Here is an 18,186-nt window from a genome sequence, read left to right on the forward strand (position 1 = left end):
TGCCGCCCCGAGCCGTGCCCACGAGGGACCGTCTCAGCCGCGTCGGCCCCGGCCGCGGCCGCTGCGGCCCTGCTCCTCGTCGGGGTTGCCCCGGTTCTTCTCGTCGTACGAGCCCAGCAGCTCGTCCGCCAGCGACGGCAGATCGTCCAGCGGGGTCTCCTCGGCCCAGTCGGGCCGAGGCCGGCGGGCAGGGTTTCCGTCGGTGTCGATCCGGGGCATCTCGCGCGTACGGTCCTCGGAGCCGTCGGGGCCCGCGGCGGGCCGCTCGTCCCGGAAGAAGCCGGGCGGCACCCGGTCCGCCGGCGCGTCACCCCGTACCGGCGGCAGTACGGCCGTCTCATCCGCCGCACCCGAGACCGGCGGCAGCACCGTCGTCTCATCCGCCGGCCCCGGACCCACCGGAGGCAGCACCGTCGTCTCGTCCGCCGCGCCCGGAACCGACGGCGGCTGCGGCAGCTCGGCCGTCACCTCGGCGTCGGAGCCGGGCTCGGCCGGACCAGCGGCGTTCCGCTGCTCGCCCACCTCGCCCCGGCCGTTCCGTTCGTCACGCACAGGGCGCAGCACCGTCGTCTCGTCCGTGCCCGTCCCGCGCGTGCCAGGCTCACCCGGTCCCGGAGAGACCGCGGGCGTCGGGAGCGTCTCCTCGGTGCCGCGCGGACCCGGTGACACCACGGGCGTGGGAACCGTCACCGCGTCCGAAGCCACGCCCGGCGCGGTCGGCAGGGGCATGCTGGACCTGCGGGCCGCCGTGTCGGCCGCCGCCGCTGCCTCGGCCGCCTGCCGCCGGGCCTCCTCGGCGCGCAGCAGCGCCTCCTCGGCCTTGCGCTGCTTCTCCAGGCGCTGCGCTTCCTCCTCGGCACGCAGCCGGGCCTGCCGGGCCTCTTCCTCGGCGCGCAGCCGGGCCTCCTCCTCGGCCTGCTTGCGGCGCCGCTCCTCCTCGGCCCTGCGGCGGGCCTCCTCCTCGGCACGGGCCTTCTCCTCGGCGAGGAGGCGCAGCCGCTCCTCCTCCGCGCGCCGGGCCGCTTCCGCCGCCCGCTGCCGGGCCTCCTCCGCCTGCCGTTCGGCCTCGCGGCGCTGCGCCTCCTCCAGCTCGCGGCGCTTGCGCTCCTCCTCCTCGGCGCGCAGCCGGGCCAGCTCCTCCTGGCGCTCACGCTCCAGGCGCTCCTCCTCGGCCTTGCGCGCGGCCTCTTCCTCGGCCTTGCGACGGGCCTCCTCCTCGGCCTTCTTCCGCGCCTCCTCCTGGGCCTTGATCTCGGCCTCGGACAGCGGCAGCACGGTGTCGAGCCGGTGCCGGACGACGGTGGTGACGGCCTCCGGCTCCTGACCGGCGTCCACCACCAGGTAGCGGCCGGGGTCGGAGGCGGCCAGGGTGAGGAAGCCGGACCTCACGCGCGCATGGAACTCCGCCGGCTCGGACTCCAGGCGGTCCGGCGCCTCGGTGAACCGCTCGCGGGCGGTCTCCGGCGAGACGTCCAGCAGGACGGTCAGGTGCGGGACGAGCCCGTTGGTCGCCCAGCGGTTGATGCGGGCGATCTCGGTCGGGGACAGGTCGCGGCCGGCGCCCTGGTAGGCGACGGAGGAGTCAATGTAACGGTCGGAGATCACGACCGCACCGCGCTCCAGGGCGGGGCGTACGACCGTGTCGACGTGCTCGGCGCGGTCGGCGGCGTACAGCAGCGCCTCCGCGCGGTGGGACAGGCCCGCCGAGGACACGTCCAGCAGGATCGAGCGCAGCCGCTTGCCGACGGGCGTGGCGCCCGGCTCGCGGGTGAGCACGACCTCGTGGCCCTTGGCGCGGATCCACTCGGCGAGGGCCTCGGCCTGGGTGGACTTGCCGGCGCCGTCGCCGCCCTCCAGCACGATGAAGAAACCGTTCGCCGCCGGTGCCTCGACCGGGTCGTCGCCGCCGAGCAGCGCGTCCTTGAGGTCCTGGCGCAGCGGGATGCCGGAGCGGTCGTCGACCTTGGCGAGCACCAGCGCCGCCACGGGCAGCAGCAGGGCGCCGACCAGCATCAGCGTGAAGGAGGCGCCGCCGTGCGCGAAGACGAACCTGCCGTTCTCCAGGCGGTGGCGGCCGATGAGCCCGGCGACCACGGGTGCGATCAGCGCGCCGAGCGCTATGAAGACCCGGACGACCGCGTGCAGGTGCTCGGTGACACGCGCCCGGCGGTAGTCCTCGGTCTCCTGGTCGAGCAGGGCGTGCCCGGTGTTCGCGGCCACTCCCGCGGTGACACCGGCCAGCGTGACGATCAGCAGCACCGTGGTGACGTCGGGGACCAGCCCGGCGGCCAGCAGGGCGATACCGGTGAAGGCGATCGCGAGGGCGAGCAGCCGGCGGCGCGAGAGCGAGGGCAGCAGCGTGGGGGCCGTACGGATGCCGACGGCGACACCGCCGGTCAGGCCCAGCACCAGCAGGCCGTACAGCACCGGTCCGCCGCCCAGGTCGGTGGCGTGCAGCACGCACACCGACACGGCCGCCGCGATGGCTCCGGCGACCGCGGCGCAGGCCGGGACGAGCAGCGGGATCACGCCCGTACGGCCCTTGTCCACGCCGGTGCCGGTGCGCGGGCGGCGCAGGCCCTCCAGCGGGGACCGTGCGCGCGGGGTGCGTGTGTCGGGCAGCTCCAGGAAGGTCAGCACGGACAGGGAGGCGGCGAACAGGCCGGCCGCCACATACGCCCCGAGGGCCGCGTGGTGCTGGTCGAACCAGACCACGCCGGTGCCCAGCAGGTTGTTGAACAGGCCGGCGACGACCAGCGCGGCGGCCGCCAGCGGGACGGCCAGGAAGCTGGTGCGCAGCGAGAGGCGGCGCAGGGCGTCCATGTGGTCCGGCAGCGGCCGTACGGTGGCGCCCTCCGGGGGCGGGCCGGGCAGCAGGGCCGGAGCCGCGCTCTCCCGGCACACCGTCCACAGGCGCTCGGCGACGCCGGTGACGAAGGCGGTGACCAGTACGACGGCCAGCGCGTTGTCCGGCGTCCAGTCGATCCACAGGGGGGCGACGATCAACAGGGCGGCGCGCACGCCGTCGGCGCCGACCATGGTCCAGCGGCGGTCGAGCGGACCCTCCTGAGCGGTGAGCGTGGTCAGCGGGCCGAGGAGGACCGCGCCGAACAGCAGCGCGGCGAGGACACGCGCCGCGAAGACCGTCGCCACTGCGAACGCCACGCCCCGGTATCCACCGCCGAACGCGCCCTGGGCGATCGCCGCCTGGAGGGTGAGGACGACCAGGACGAAGAGTGCCAGGCTGTCGCCGACACCGCTCACCAGCTGCGCGCTCCACAGGCGCCGCAGCTGCGGTCGGCGCAGCAGGGAACGGACGGCGCGCTCGCGGGAGTCCGCGACCAGGGCGTCGTCCGGGGCTGTGGTGGGGGCCGTTGGCTGCTCGGCTCGCGTCATGCGTTCAGCCTATCCGCAGCCACCGACACCACACCTCGCCTGTCCTGGCATGCGCACGCCCGACACCAAAGTGATGCAGGAGCGTTCGCTGCGTGAAGCCGGGACCCGCCGAACGGTCAGCCCGCCGCGCCGCAGCGCATCAACGCCCTTACGGAGACCATCCTCCGCAGCGGAAGCCCTCCCCGCGCCGGACCCCGCCGACCCCAGACAGAAGCCGGCGGTGTTCCGTGGTGGCGCTGTCAGTCCTCCGTGCCGGAAGCCGTGGCCTTGGAAGCCGTCGCCTTCTTGGCGGTCGTCTTCTTCGCCGTGGTCTTCTTCGCGGCCGCGGTCGTCTTCTTCGCCGCCGTCTTCTTGGCGGCGGTCTTCTTCGCCGGGGCCGTCTTCTTGGCCGCGGCCTTCTTCGCGGTCTTCTTGGCGGGCCCCTTCGCGCGCTTCTCGGCAAGCAGTTCGAAGCCGCGCTCCGGAGTGATCGTTTCGACGCTGTCACCCGAGCGAAGGGTCGCATTGGTCTCGCCGTCGGTGACGTACGGACCGAAGCGGCCGTCCTTGATCACGACGGGCTTGCCGGAGACCGGGTCCGCGCCCAGCTCCTTCAGCGGCGGCTTGGCGGCGGCACGGCCCCGCTGCTTGGGCTGGGCGTAGATCGCCAGCGCCTCTTCCAGCGTGATCGTGAAGAGCTGGTCCTCGGACTGCAGCGAGCGCGAGTCGGTGCCCTTCTTCAGATACGGCCCGTAGCGGCCGTTCTGCGCGGTGATCTCCTGGCCCTCGGCGTCCGTGCCGACGACACGCGGCAGCGACATCAGCTTCAGCGCGTCCTCAAGCGTCACCGTGTCGAGCGACATCGACTTGAAGAGCGAGGCCGTACGCGGCTTGACCGCGTTCTTGCCGGTCTTCGGGGTGCCCTCGGGGAGGATCTCCGTGACGTACGGGCCGTAGCGGCCGGCCTTGGCGACGATCTGGTGGCCCGTCTGCGGGTCCGTACCCAGCTCGAAGTCGCCGCTCGGCTTCGCCAGCAGTTCCTCGGCCAGCTCGACGCTCAGCTCGTCCGGCGCCAGGTCGTCCGGGATGTCGGCGCGCTGATGCTGCTCGCTGTCCTTCTCGCCGCGCTCGATGTACGGGCCGTAGCGGCCGACGCGGAGCACGATGTCGTTGCCCACCGGGAACGACGACACCTCGCGCGCGTCGATCGCGCCCAGGTCGGTCACCAGCTCCTTGAGCCCGCCGAGGTGGTCCCCGTCGCCGTTGCCGGCCTCGGCCGCGCTGCCGACGCCGTTGTGGCCCTCACCGAAGTAGAAGCGCTTCAGCCACGGCACCGCCTGCGCCTCACCGGCCGCGATGCGGTCGAGGTCGTCCTCCATCTTGGCGGTGAAGTCGTAGTCGACGAGCCGCCCGAAGTGCTTCTCCAGGAGGTTGACGACCGCGAAGGAGAGGAAGGACGGGACGAGGGCCGTGCCCTTCTTGAAGACGTACCCGCGGTCGAGGATCGTGCCGATGATCGACGCGTACGTCGACGGGCGGCCGATCTCGCGCTCTTCCAGCTCCTTGACCAGCGAGGCCTCGGTGTAGCGGGCCGGGGGCTTGGTGGCGTGCCCGTCGACCGTGATCTCCTCGGCGCTGAGGGCGTCGCCCTCGGCGACCTGCGGCAGCCGGCGCTCACGGTCGTCCAGCTCGGCGTTCGGGTCGTCGGCGCCCTCCACGTAGGCCTTCAGGAAGCCGTGGAAGGTGATCGTCTTGCCGGAGGCGCTGAACTCGACGTCCCGGCCGTCGGCCGCGGTGCCGCCGATCTTCACGGTGACGGAGTTACCCGTGGCGTCCTTCATCTGGGAGGCGACGGTCCGCTTCCAGATCAGCTCGTAGAGCTTGAACTGGTCACCGGTCAGACCGGTCTCCGCGGGAGTGCGGAAACGATCACCCGAGGGGCGGATCGCCTCGTGCGCCTCCTGCGCGTTCTTGACCTTGGCGGCGTACGTGCGCGGCTGCGGCGGCAGGTAGTCGGCGCCGTACAGCTGCGTGACCTGCGCGCGGGCCGCCGCGATCGCCGTGTCGCTCAGCGTCGTGGAGTCCGTACGCATGTACGTGATGTAGCCGTTCTCGTACAGCTTCTGGGCGATCTGCATGGTCGCCTTCGCGCCGAAGCCGAGCTTGCGGCTGGCCTCCTGCTGCAGCGTCGTCGTACGGAACGGGGCGTACGGCGAGCGGCGGTACGGCTTGGACTCGACGGAGCGCACGGAGAAGCGCGTGCTCTCCAGGGCGGCGGCGAGGGCGCGGGCCGTCGCCTCGTCGAGGTGGAGGGTGTTCTCGCTCTTGAGCTGTCCCAGGGAGTCGAAGTCGCGGCCCTGCGCGACCCGCCTGCCGTCGACGGTCTGCAGGCGGGCGACCAGCGACGACGGGTCCGACGGATCCCCGGCGCGGCCGGTCGCGAAGGTGCCCGTCAGGTCCCAGTACTCAGCAGAACGAAAAGCGATGCGCTCGCGTTCCCGCTCGACGACGAGACGGGTCGCGACGGACTGGACGCGGCCGGCCGACAGCCGGGGCATGACCTTCTTCCACAGGACCGGCGAGACCTCGTAGCCGTAGAGGCGGTCGAGGATACGGCGGGTCTCCTGGGCGTCGACCAGCTTCTGGTTGAGCTGGCGCGGGTTGGCGACGGCCTCGCGGATCGCGTCCTTGGTGATCTCGTGGAAGACCATCCGCTTGACGGGGATCTTCGGCTTGAGGACCTCCTGGAGGTGCCAGGCGATCGCCTCGCCCTCCCGGTCCTCATCGGTGGCGAGGAAGAGCTCGTCGGAGTCCTTCAGCAGGTCCTTGAGCTTCTTGACCTGCGCCTTCTTGTCGGCATTGACCACATAGATCGGCTGGAAGTCATGGTCGACGTCCACACCGAGGCGGCGTACCTCGCCGGTGTACTTCTCGGGCACCTCGGCGGCGCCGTTCGGGAGGTCGCGGATGTGCCCGACGCTCGCTTCGACGACGTAGCCGGGGCCGAGGTAGCCCTTGATCGTCTTCGCCTTGGCAGGCGACTCGACGATGACGAGTCGGCGGCCGCCCTGTGCGGTCTCGCTGGTCGGGGACAACTTCGCTCTTCTCTCCGGTCGACGCTGGGGGTTCCCCGGGCCTTGGTCCCGGGGTCGCGGCGTGCTTCTGGCTCATGTGATGCTGCGGAGTGTGACGGTACATCCCGCCCCCGTGTCAAACGGGAAAAGCCCACAACGGCCACTCGAACGGTAACCCGACTACCGCCATTCCTGCCGCCCGGAGTACCGGGTACCCCGCTGAGGCATGTCCGGAGCGTGACAGTCCCCTTACTCCGGCAGCACGGTCGCCGCCGCGTACCGGCCGACGTCAGAGGCGGGTCAGGCAGTACGCGCCGAGGGCCAGCGCGACCGTCCCGGCCACGCTCGCCAGGGCGGCCGATGCGATCTGGTTCACACCGTGGGCCACCGGCTCGCGGCGCCTGAGGCGGGTGCCGGTCCAGGCCAGTACAGCGCCCCCGAACAGGGCGAGCACCACGCCCGTGAAGATCGCCGGCCCGCTTTCCATCCCCGCCCACCTCTTCCGTGCCGTCCGGCTCCGCCCAGCGCCGGAGACTGGCAGGCGCGGGAGAAGAACGGACGACACCGGGGTGAACGGAGGGTCAACGTGATGCCGAACACACGATCGAACACCGGCGTCTCCGGGCGCCTCTCCGTATTTTTCCGGCCGTTTTCCCGGCACGACGCGCCCCGGCACCCGGCACCGGCTGGTTCCGGCCAGTGCCACGGGCATACGACGATGAGCCGGGCGCCGCCCCCAAGGCGTCCCGGGACACCTACGACCACGTGGGCACCGGCCCTGCCTCAGCCGCACCAGCCACCGTGCCTCCGCACACCGAGCCGGCCGCCCCGTCCCGGCCCGCCGCCCGCCGAACCGGCCGCCGCAGCCCGCCCGCACGGCTCGCCGACGCAGACCGGCACGACGCAGACCCGCACGGCGCGGCCCGGTTCGTTCAGCTCGCCGGCTCCAGGAAGCCCTGTTCCACCAGGAGCCGGATCTGCGCGGGCGTCCGGTCGCGGAGCACCACCGGATCCTCGCCCATGAGCTGGGCGATGGCGTCCAGGATGCGGCCCGCGCTCAGTGTGCCGTCGCACACGCCCGCGAACCCCGCACCGACCGTGTCCACCTTGGTGGCCCGGCGCATGCCGCGGTGCTGGCGCAGCACCACATGCTCCGGGTCCTCGGCACCGGGCATCCCGACCTGCTCCTGGACCACTTCGACAGCGAGCTTGAAGTGGCTGTCGAGCAGCGCCGCGTCGTCGTGCCCCCGGAGGTAGTCGAGTCGCTCGAAGTGCGCCCGGATCGCGTCCCCGAGGGGCTGCTCGACCGGGTGCGGCCACTCCTCCACGGTGATCGAGGGCTCCGCCGCCCCCGTCCTGCGCAGGGTGATCCAGCCGAAGCCGACCGCCTTGACCTTGCGCGCCTCGAACTCGTCGAGCCAGGCGTCGTAGTGAGCCTGGTACGCCGCCGGGTCCCCGCGGTGGTCCCCGGCGTCCCTCAGCCACAGCTCGGCGTACTGCGTGACGTCCTGCACCTCGCGCTGCACGATCCAGGCATCACACCCGCGCGGCACCCATGACCTGAGTCTGTCCTGCCAGTCCTCCCCCGCTACGTGCTGCCAGTTGGCGAGGAACTGCGCGAACCCGCCCTCGTTCAGCCGTTCCCCCGCCTGCTGAACGAGCGAGCGGCACAGATCGTCCCCGCCCATGCCGCCGTCCCGGTACGTGAGGCGGGCACCGGGCGAGATGACGAAGGGCGGGTTGGAGACGATCAGATCGAACCGCTCGTCGTCCCGGACCGGCTCGAAGAGCGAGCCCTGGCGCAGGTCGGCGGCGGGCGCGCCGGAGAGCGCGAGCGTGAGCGCGGTGATGTGCAGCGCACGCGGGTTGAGGTCGGTCGCCGTCACGCGCGTGGCGTGCTGGGCGGCGTGCAGCGCCTGGACACCGGAGCCGGTGCCGAGGTCCAGGGCGGAGGAGACCGGCGTGCGGACCGTGATGCCGGCGAGCGTCGTGGAGGCACCGCCGACGCCCAGCACGACACCTTCGTCCCGCTGCCCGATGCCGCCCGCTCCGCCGACCGCACAGCCGAGGTCGGAGACGATGAACCAGTCCTCGCCACTGGGACCGCTGTAGGGCCGTACGTCCACGGTGGCGGCCACCTCGTCGCCGCCCACACGGGTGAGCCACCCGGCTTCCTGGGCCTCCTCGACCGGCAGAACGGCGGCCACGCGCGCGTGGGGCACCGGCTGCTGGAGCAGGAAGAGCCGTACGAGCGTCTCCAGCGGCGTGTCGCCACGGGTCGCCCTCAGGGCGGGCACGGTCTCGCTGCGCGCCAGCGCCGCGTACGCGGGAGCGCCGAGCAGGTCGAGCAGCCCGTCGGCGGTGAAGGAGGCGCCGAGCAGGGCGTCCCGCAGCCGGGCTGCGACATCGAGTCGGTCGGTGGAGGGCAGGGGTGAGGAGGTGGCGTTGGTCACGCCCCCATTGTGGCCCGTGGCGGGCGGCTCAGCCGTTCGCGGACGACGGCGCCGAGGAGGCCTTCGAGGCCTTCGTGCAGCCCGACTGCTTGGTCACCGCCTGGTTGACGTCGCCCTTCTCGAGGTTCTGCAGAGCGGTGATCGTGCCGTCGTACTGCGCCGCCACCGCCTTCATCCGCTCCGAGAGGTCACCCAGACCGGAGGCGAACTTCTTCTGGTCCTTGGTGTCGAGCCCGTCCACCCGCTTCTTCAGATCGGCATACGCCGCGGACAGGGCCGTGAGCTTCTTGACGGCGTCCTGCTGCTTCGCCGCGCCGCCGTCGACGCCGGGAGGCGCCCCCGCGTCGGAAAGGCTGCCCGCGCGCGCCTTGAAACCATCGGCCAGGTCCTGGAAGGCCTGGGAGTCGGTCTTCTGGATGTCCTTGGGCGGACCGTCCTTGACGACCTTCGCCAGCGCGTCGAAGGCACCGGAGATCTTCGCCTGCTGCGCCGGCAGCGGGTCGCACACCGTCTTGGCCCAGGCCACGAGCTTGGGGTCGGGCCCCTTGTCGCCGCCATCGCCGCCGCTGCTGCTGCATCCCGACAGCGCCACTACCAGTACCGAACCGCCGGACAGTGCGGCCGCGAGCTTCTTGTTCACCGGATTGGTCCCTTCCATGGCTCTCGGCCCACGGACCCTACACGGCGGACGCACACCCTCCGTACCCCGAACGCCCTCCGAGGCGCCCTTTGTGACTCTTTGCACCATGCGAGAGAAGGCTCACCACGTGGGCGAGCCCACAGCCGCCCACCGCCCGGACGCGGACGCACCCATAGAACGCCAACGGCGGGCGGCACGTCAGCACGCGCCGCCCGCCCGCCCGTTGAGCAGGGCTTCTCGAACAGAACCAGCAGTACGGCTACGAAACGACCGCCGTGTTCGGTGAGTTGGCGACCCGTTCCACGCTCTCCTCTTCACCGACGGCGATTCCGCGCCGCTTGGAGACGTACACGGCGACGACGATCACCAGGAGCGCGAGGATCGCGACCCCGATCCGTACGCCCAGGTTCTTGTCGTTGCCGTAGGAGAACTTGATCACCGCGGGCGCGATGAGCAGCGAGACCAGGTTCATGACCTTCAGCAGCGGGTTGATCGCCGGTCCTGCGGTGTCCTTGAAGGGGTCGCCGACCGTGTCGCCGATCACCGTGGCGGCGTGGGCCTCGCTGCCCTTGCCGCCGTGGTGGCCGTCCTCCACCAGCTTCTTGGCGTTGTCCCAGGCGCCACCGGAGTTGGCGAGGAACACCGCCATCAGCGTGCCCGCGCCGATCGCGCCGGCGAGGTAGGAACCCAGCGAGCCGACACCGAGCGTGAATCCGATGAAGATCGGCGCCATCACGGCGAGCAGACCGGGCGTGGCCAGCTCCCTGAGGGCGTCCTTGGTGCAGATGTCGACGACCTTGCCGTACTCGGGCTTCTCCGTGAAGTCCATGATCCCGGGCTTCTCACGGAACTGCCGCCGCACCTCGAACACGACCGAACCCGCCGACCGGGACACGGCGTTGATGGCCAGCCCGGAGAAGAGGAAGACGACCGCGGCGCCGGCGATGAGGCCGACGAGGTTGCTGGGCTGCGAGATGTCCAGCGACAGGCTCAGCGGCGAGCCCGGGCCGGTGAGTTTCACCCCGACGTCCTGCACATTGGTGGTGATCGCGTCGCGGTACGACCCGAACAGCGCCGACGCGGCGAGGACGGCGGTGGCGATGGCAATGCCCTTGGTGATCGCCTTGGTGGTGTTGCCGACCGCGTCCAGGTTGGTGAGCACCTGTGCGCCCGCGCCTTCCACGTCGCCGGACATCTCGGCGATGCCCTGGGCGTTGTCCGAGACCGGCCCGAAGGTGTCCATGGCGACGATCACGCCGACCGTGGTGAGCAGACCGGTGCCGGCCAGTGCGACCGCGAACAGCGCGAGCATGATCGACGTACCGCCGAGCAGGAACGCCCCGTACACGCCGAGCCCGATGAGCAGCGCGGTGTAGACGGCGGATTCCAGGCCGACCGAGATGCCGGACAGGACGACGGTGGCCGGCCCGGTGAGGGAGGTCTTGCCGATGTCCCGCACCGGGCGGCGGTTGGTCTCGGTGAAGTAGCCGGTCAGCTGCTGGATGACGGCGGCGAGCAGGATGCCGATCGCCACCGCGACCAGGGCGAGGATCCGCGGGTCGCCGTCCTTGCCCTTGATCGCCGCCTCCGTGACCCCGGCGAGGGCGGAGTACTTCGACGGCAGGTAGACGAAGACCGCGACCGCGACCAGCGCGAGGGAGATCACCGCGGAGATGAAGAAGCCGCGGTTGATCGCGGTCATGCCGCTGCGGTCGGCCCGGCGGGGCGCGACCGCGAAGATGCCGATCATCGCCGTGATGACGCCGATGGCGGGAACGAGCAGCGGGAAGGCCAGCCCGGAGTCGCCGAAGGCGGCCTTGCCGAGGATCAGCGCGGCCACCAGGGTCACGGCGTACGACTCGAAGAGGTCGGCCGCCATGCCCGCGCAGTCGCCGACGTTGTCGCCCACGTTGTCGGCGATGGTCGCGGCATTGCGCGGGTCGTCCTCCGGAATGCCCTGCTCGACCTTGCCGACCAGGTCGGCGCCGACGTCGGCGGCCTTGGTGAAGATGCCGCCGCCCACTCGCATGAACATGGCGATCAGGGCGGCGCCGAGGCCGAAGCCCTCCAGCACCTTCGGCGCGTTGGCCGCGTACACCAGCACCACGCAGGAGGCGCCCAGCAGGCCGAGCCCCACCGTGAACATGCCGACGACGCCGCCCGTGCGAAATGCGATCTTCATCGCGGTGTGCGAGACGGTGGTGAGATCCTTTTCCGGTTCTCCGGGTGCCGGTGTGGCCTCCCTGGCCGCCGCGGCGACCCGCACATTGCTGCGCACGGCCAGCCACATGCCGATATAGCCGGTGGCCGCCGAGAACGCCGCACCGATCAGGAAGAACACCGATCGCCCGGCACGCTGATTCCAGTCGTCCGCGGGCAGCAGCATGAGCAGGAAGAAGACGACGACAGCGAATACGCCGAGCGTGCGCAACTGCCGGGCGAGATACGCCTTGGCACCTTCCTGGACCGCCTCGGCGATCCGCTTCATGCTGTCGGTGCCCTCGCCCGCGGCCAGCACCTGGCGCACCAGGATCCCCGCGACCACCAGCGCGGCCAGGGCGACCGCCGCGATGACGGCCACGATGATCCGGTTGTCGTCGGTCAGAACCGCTGCTGCGAAAGATGTGGGGTGATCCGATTGAGGGATGGAAAGCCCCGCCATTCGTCCTCCTTGACGCTTGGGCTGAGCTCAAGATGTGGACGGATTCTAGGTACCCCGGAGTGATCTCAACAGAGCGCGGTAAGCGGAATTAGCCTCCACCGGCTCATTAGTAATGATCGCGATCCCGCCAGACCACCCGAATGGAGTAATGCCCTCAAGGCATGTGGAGTAACGCCCTCAAGGCATTGATGAATGATCGGGGGGAAGGTCGGGAATGATCGTGAATTCCTTCACGCATTCGGAAGGGCACCTCATCGGGCCGGAAAACACCGAGGGCCCTGCTGAGCAGGGCCCTCGGGAAGTGGTACTGCGGCGCTCAGAGAAGCGCCGCTGCCGGCGGTGCGGTCGGCCAGGTCATGCGGATCAGGCCGCCGTCCTGTCCGGTGGTGACCTCCACGTCGTCGACGAGGCCGCTGATGACCGCGAGGCCCATCTCGTCCTCCTCGACCTCAGCCTCGGCGTCCTGTGCTGCACCGGGCGTGTCGCCCGGCGTGGCGTGCGGCGCCTCGTCGCCGACCTCGATGGAGAACTGTTTCTCCTCCTCGATCAGCGCCACCTTCACAGGCGCGCTGATGCCGCTGCTCTGGTGGAGTCCGACGGCACGGGAGCAGGCCTCGCCGACGGCGAGCCGGACCTCGTCGAGGACCGCCTCGTCCACTCCGGCCCTGCGTGCCACCGCGGCCGCCACCAACCGGGCGGTCCGGACGTGCTCGGGCAGCGCGCTGAAGCGGAGTTCGACGATGGCCATGCATCCCCCTCGCGACTACGGGCGTGCGGTCGGGGGCGGGGCCGCCGAGAGCCCGCACCCCCTGGTGTGCTTCTGTGCCCGGGCCGCTGCATCGGCCCGGACGGGACCGCCCGGCGTCCGGGCTCCATCGGGAGCCCGGCGCCGGTGACGGGCCCAGGGTCAGTCGGTGGCCGCCACCGCTTCATCGACCGAGGTGTGGATCGGGAACACCTTGGTGAGGCCGGTGATGCGGAAAATCTTCAGAATGCGCTCCTGGTTGCAGACCAGGCGCAGCGAGCCCTCGTGGGCACGCACTCGCTTCAAGCCGCCGACCAGCACGCCGAGCCCGGTGGAGTCGAGGAAGTCCACGCCCTCCATGTCGACGACGAGGTGGAAATTCCCGTCGTTCACCAGCTCGACCAGCTGCTCGCGCAGCTTGGGCGCGGTGTATACATCGATTTCGCCACCGACCTCGACGACCGTACGATCGCCGACGGTACGGGTCGACAGGGACAGGTCCACGGATCCTCCAGCACCTTGCTATCGAGCGGTCGCCCCTCGGGCACCTCGGCTTGCGGCCCCCGGGACGCATCGCCAGCCGCGATGGCATTCAATCACTTACCGGCAGGCGTGCACGACGCCTTGGCTCCATTGTCCGTCACGCCAGTGACACACTCGGTGCCGATGGCCAAGAATCACCGATCCGATCGATCCCCGGCGGACCCGGCGTCCCACCCGTCTCCGGGCATGGTCCTGGACCGGCTCGCCTCCGGGCCGAGCCGGGCTGCGCGCATCACTCATACGGAGCACTTGCCCCCGCGCGCGGGCCGCCATGCCGTCTGGCCTGACCGGATTCGCTCCGAGGTGATCGCGGCCGTCCAGGCGTGCGGTATCGAGCACCCGTGGGCGCACCAGGCGCTGGCCGCCGAGCACGCCCTGGACGGCGACTCGGTGGTGGTCGCCACCGGCACCGCCTCCGGCAAGTCCCTCGCGTATCTGGTGCCCGTCCTTTCCACCCTTGTGGACGGCTCCGAGGCGCCGAACGGCCGAGGCGCCACCGCCCTGTACCTCGCGCCCACCAAGGCGCTCGCGGCGGACCAGTGCCGGTCGGTGAAGGAACTTTCACAACCTCTGGGCACCGCCGTACGCCCGGCCGTGTACGACGGCGACACCCCGTTCGAGGAACGCGAGTGGATCCGGCAGTACGCCAACTACGTCCTCACCAACCCCGACATGCTGCACCGCGGGATACTCCCGTCCCACCCGCGCTGGTCCTCCTTCCTGAAATCGCTTCGGTACATCGTCATCGACGAGTGCCACACCTACCGGGGCGTCTTCGGCTCGCACGTGGCTCAGGTGCTGCGCCGGCTGCGCCGCCTGTGCGCCCGCTACGGCGCCTCACCCGTGTTCCTGCTGGCCTCGGCGACCGCCGCCGAGCCCGCCGTCGCCGCCCGCCGGCTGACCGGGCTGCCGGTGACCGAGGTCGCCGACGACGCCTCCCCGCGCGGCGAACTCGTCTTCGCCCTCTGGGAGCCCCCGCTCACCGAACTGCACGGCGAGAGGGGCGCACCCGTACGGCGTACCGCCACCGCCGAGACCGCCGACCTGCTGACCGACCTGACCGTGCAGGGCGTGCGCTCGGTCGCCTTCGTACGGTCCCGGCGCGGCGCCGAGCTGATCTCGGTGATCGCCCAGGAGAAACTCGCCGAGGTCGACCGCTCCCTGGTCCGGCGTGTCGCGGCCTACCGCGGCGGCTACCTCCCCGAGGAGCGCCGCGCCCTGGAACGCGCCCTGCACTCCGGCGAACTCCTCGGGCTGGCCGCCACGACGGCCCTGGAGCTGGGCGTGGACGTCTCCGGCCTGGACGCGGTGGTCATCGCCGGCTACCCGGGCACGCGCGCCTCCCTGTGGCAGCAGGCGGGCCGCGCGGGCCGCTCCGGACAGGGCGCACTCGCCGTGCTGGTGGCCCGCGACGACCCGCTGGACACCTTCCTGGTCCACCACCCCGAGGCCCTGTTCGACCGGCCGGTGGAATCCACCGTCCTCGACCCCGACAACCCCTACGTCCTCGCCCCGCACCTGTGCGCGGCCGCCGCGGAACTCCCGCTGACCGAGGAGGACCTGGACCTCTTCGGCCCCGCCTGCGCGGACGTACTGCCGCAGCTGGAGGCCGCGAAGCTGCTCCGCCGCAGGACGAAGGCCTGGCACTGGACGCGCCGGGAACGGGCCGCCGACCTGACCGACATCCGCGGCGCGGGCGGGCGCCCGGTGCAGGTCGTCGAGTCCGGCACGGGCCGGCTGCTCGGCACGGTCGACGCGGGCGCCGCGCACTCCACGGTCCACGAGGGCGCGGTCCACCTGCACCAGGGCCGCACCTACCTGGTGCGTCAGCTGGACCTGGAGGACTCGGTGGCCCTGGTCGAACAGGCGGACCCGCCGTACTCCACGGTCGCCCGGGACACCACGTCGATCTCCATCCTGGAGACGGACACCGAGATCCCGTGGGGCGCCGGCCGCCTCTGCTACGGCTCGGTCGAGGTCACCAACCAGGTGGTCTCCTACCTCCGCCGGCGCCTCATCACCGGTGAAGTGCTGGGCGAGACGAAACTCGACCTCCCTCCTCGTACGCTGCGCACCCGCGCGGTGTGGTGGACGGTCACCGAGGACCAGCTGGACGAGGCCCGGATCATCCCGGAGATCCTCGGCGGCTCGCTGCACGCCGCCGAGCACGCCTCGATCGGCATGCTGCCCCTGTTCGCGACCTGCGACCGCTGGGACATCGGCGGCGTGTCCGTGCCCCTGCACCCCGACACGCTCCTGCCCACGGTCTTCGTGTACGACGGCCATCCGGGCGGTGCGGGCTTCGCCGAGCGCGCCTTCCACACCGCCCGCGCCTGGCTCACCGCCACCCGGGAGGCGATCGCCTCCTGCGAGTGCGAGGCCGGCTGCCCCTCCTGCATCCAGTCCCCCAAGTGCGGCAACGGCAACGACCCGTTGCACAAGAGGGGGGCGGTACGGCTTCTCACGGTGCTGCTGCGGGGCGCGCCGGAGGAGAAGCCGGACGGGGAGAGCCGGGTGCCTCCAGCGGACCCCGAGGGCCTGGAGAACCTGGACGGGACAGCTCCGGGCCGGACGCCTCGCGGTTGAGGGCGTCCGGTGCCGGTCCCGCAGGCCCGGCTCTGGCCCTGACCTCGGCCGCGAACGGTCCTCTTCCCGCGGCCGCTGTCACGTCCGAGGTCTCGCCGACGATCGCGCACCGGACCAGCCGCACCCCCTCGGCCGCCGCCAGCTTCTCCGCCCGCGCGCAGGCCGCCGCACCGCCCTCCGTCCAGTGGGCCGCCGCCGCGAGGGCCGCCAGATCAGCGCCGCCGGCCGCCCGGTGCCGGACCACGACGGCCTGTCCGAGCGCGAGCACGGCGCCGAACACCACGCACAGCACGGCAACCGCCCCCAGACTCCACACGGTGGCGGAACCACGGTCGGAGTTCTGCCGGTCGGAGTTGTGCCCGTCGGAGTCCTGCCCGTCGGAGTCCTGCCAGCCTGAATCCTGCCAGCCGGATTTCTTCCGGTCCCGCGCCGCGCTTCTCGCCGCGCCCTTCCTCGCCGCACCTCCCCTCGCCGCGCCCCTGCTCGCCGCATCTCCCCCGACCGCATCCAGCCTCATGGCCCCGCCTCCCCGGCCCCCGCGGTGTCCTCGGCCGGCGCGACGGCCTCCTCGCGCACCTCGAACGGCAGGCCGCTCAGCACCGGCGGTCTGGCCACCACCGTCACCCGGACCTGGTCGCCCTCGCGCCCGACCCACACCCGCGCCCCGCGGGGCGCGGCCTGCCGGGTCACCGTCTCCACCGCGTCCGCCGGATCCTGCCGGGCGGCGGCCCTGGCGCCCACGCGGGCGGCGTCCACGCACTGGATCTGTGCGGCCACCACGAGCAGCCCCCAGACCAGCGCCATGGTGAACGCCACCAGTACGCAGAGCACCACGGCCGCCTCCGCGGTCACGAACCCCCGGTCCGCGCCCTGCTCACATCCGCGCACTGAGGGCCTTCTTCACGATGTCCTGCAGCTCCGTGCGGACCTGGCCGCTGGTGACGACCTCGTAGAGCAGCAACGCGAACCCGACGGCCGCGATGATCCCCATCGCGTACTCGGACGTCACCATTCCGGCGTCCGCGCGGCACTTCCCCCGCAGCCGTACCGCCGCTGCCCTGATCTTCTTGTTCATTCCAACCCCCGTGAGGCTCAGGTCTGTTGCGTCTGTGCTTCTGTGCTTGTGTGCGTCTGCTCGTGCTCGTTCGTCCTCGTGCGCCTCACCTGCCTCCCGTCACCCCGCCCGCCAGGCCGATCACGACGGGCAGCACACCGACCGCGATGAAGGCGGGCAGGAAGCACAGGCCCACCGGCGCGGAGATCAGTACGGCCGCGCGCCGGGCACGGGCCGTCACGGTGCGGGCCCACTGCGCGCGTGCGTCGGAGGCGAGGCGGGCGGCCGGGCCGGCCGCCGGAAGCCCGGACTCGTCGGCCCGCTGCAGCAACCGGGCCAGGGCCGCGGCGCCGGGCAGCTGGGCCAACCGGCGCCAGGCGTCGGCGGGTTCACCGCCGAGCCGTACCTCCGCCGCGCCCCGCGCCAGCGCCTCCCCGACAGGCCCGCCGAGCGCCTCCCCCACCGCCTGGGCGGCCACCACCGGGCCGGCACCGGCCGCAATGCAGGTGGCCAGCAGGTCGGCGGTGAGGGGGAGTTGGCGCGCGGCTGCGGCGGCGTCGACCGGCGCCGCCCGGTCGGCCGCCAACTGGCGGCCACGCCATCGCCACAGCACGACACCGGCCCCCAGGCCCAGCGCGGCCCCGGTCACGCCGCCGACCAGAACCCACGCCCCGCATGCCGCTGCGGCCGGCGGCAGCCACCGCCGTACCGCGTCCGCCGATGCGAACCGCCGTCCGGTGACCGGGACTTCCCGGCCCAGCAGCTCCGCCACCCGACGCCGCGCCCGACGCCGCCGCCGGACCAGATCCAACCGCCGAACCGTCCAGCCGAGAACCAGCACCGCGACCCCGACCGTCCCCAGCCTGTGGACAACTTCCCCGCTCATGCCGCCCGCTCTCCCCCCGCCTGCCGGACCGCGCGCGCCACCGCACACCGCGCTCCCCACACCGCTCCCCCGCTCATCGCCGGCCACTTCCGGCAAGCCGCGCTGCACGTCGTATCCGCATCCCGCTCTCCCCCTGCACGTCGCGTCCGCATCCCGCCCTGCCCCGCT

At 72.0% G+C, this 18,186-nt stretch carries 12 protein-coding genes and 1 pseudogene; 1 reads left to right on the forward strand and 12 read right to left on the reverse strand.

Annotated features, from left to right (window positions below):
- Positions 1–33: 33 nt before the first annotated feature.
- From tmk to bldG, 8 genes are all read right to left on the reverse strand, one after another.
- Positions 34–3,396, reverse strand: a complete 3,363-nt coding sequence (tmk, locus tag ACIGXP_RS29180) for a dTMP kinase (protein ID WP_399773255.1) — start codon at positions 3,394–3,396, stop codon at positions 34–36.
- 239 nt (positions 3,397–3,635) lie between these two features.
- Positions 3,636–6,470, reverse strand: coding sequence for a type I DNA topoisomerase (gene topA, locus ACIGXP_RS29185; protein ID WP_399773258.1), 2,835 nt, complete (start codon positions 6,468–6,470; stop codon positions 3,636–3,638).
- Between the two features lie 268 nt (positions 6,471–6,738).
- The gene (locus ACIGXP_RS29190) at positions 6,739–6,936 is read right to left on the reverse strand and encodes a hypothetical protein (RefSeq protein WP_399773261.1); all 198 of its coding nucleotides are present in this window, start codon (positions 6,934–6,936) and stop codon (positions 6,739–6,741) included.
- 445 nt (positions 6,937–7,381) lie between these two features.
- Positions 7,382–8,902, reverse strand: a complete 1,521-nt coding sequence (locus ACIGXP_RS29195; RefSeq protein ID WP_399773263.1) for a methyltransferase — start codon at positions 8,900–8,902, stop codon at positions 7,382–7,384.
- A 28-nt stretch (positions 8,903–8,930) separates the two neighbouring features.
- Entirely contained in the window at positions 8,931–9,560 is a 630-nt protein-coding gene (locus ACIGXP_RS29200; protein ID WP_399773266.1) for a small secreted protein, read from the reverse strand.
- A 241-nt stretch (positions 9,561–9,801) separates the two neighbouring features.
- On the reverse strand, positions 9,802–12,204 hold the full coding sequence (locus ACIGXP_RS29205; RefSeq protein ID WP_363217559.1) for a sodium-translocating pyrophosphatase: 2,403 nt from the start codon (positions 12,202–12,204) through the stop codon (positions 9,802–9,804).
- A gap of 316 nt (positions 12,205–12,520) precedes the next feature.
- Complete coding sequence (locus tag ACIGXP_RS29210; RefSeq protein WP_363217558.1) at positions 12,521–12,952, reverse strand: ATP-binding protein; 432 nt, start codon at positions 12,950–12,952, stop codon at positions 12,521–12,523.
- Positions 12,953–13,111: 159 nt separating this feature from the next.
- Entirely contained in the window at positions 13,112–13,453 is a 342-nt protein-coding gene (bldG, locus tag ACIGXP_RS29215) for an anti-sigma factor antagonist BldG (RefSeq protein WP_009189842.1), read from the reverse strand.
- 81 nt (positions 13,454–13,534) lie between these two features.
- Between bldG and ACIGXP_RS29220 the strand changes: the two genes are divergently transcribed.
- Positions 13,535–16,078: a DEAD/DEAH box helicase gene (locus ACIGXP_RS29220; protein ID WP_399773270.1), complete on the forward strand. Its 2,544-nt coding sequence runs from the start codon at positions 13,535–13,537 to the stop codon at positions 16,076–16,078.
- A gap of 82 nt (positions 16,079–16,160) precedes the next feature.
- Here the strand turns inward: ACIGXP_RS29220 and ACIGXP_RS29225 are convergent.
- From ACIGXP_RS29225 to ACIGXP_RS29240, 4 genes and pseudogenes are all read right to left on the reverse strand, one after another.
- Positions 16,161–16,595, reverse strand: a pseudogene (locus ACIGXP_RS29225) (Rv3654c family TadE-like protein); the annotation flags it as partial.
- Entirely contained in the window at positions 16,592–16,966 is a 375-nt protein-coding gene (locus tag ACIGXP_RS29230) for a TadE family type IV pilus minor pilin (protein ID WP_399773273.1), read from the reverse strand. The pseudogene ACIGXP_RS29225 and the gene ACIGXP_RS29230, both read right to left, overlap by 4 nt.
- Positions 16,953–17,153: a DUF4244 domain-containing protein gene (locus ACIGXP_RS29235; protein ID WP_399773276.1), complete on the reverse strand. Its 201-nt coding sequence runs from the start codon at positions 17,151–17,153 to the stop codon at positions 16,953–16,955. The genes ACIGXP_RS29230 and ACIGXP_RS29235 overlap by 14 nt, the downstream gene beginning before the upstream one ends.
- Before the next feature lie 85 nt (positions 17,154–17,238).
- Positions 17,239–18,018 (reverse strand): type II secretion system F family protein, encoded by a 780-nt coding sequence (locus ACIGXP_RS29240; protein WP_399773279.1) that lies wholly within the window; start codon positions 18,016–18,018, stop codon positions 17,239–17,241.
- Between the last annotated feature and the right edge of the window lie 168 nt (positions 18,019–18,186).

It is taken from the genome of Streptomyces sp. NPDC053069, from assembly GCF_044546895.1.
Classification (GTDB): domain Bacteria; phylum Actinomycetota; class Actinomycetes; order Streptomycetales; family Streptomycetaceae; genus Streptomyces.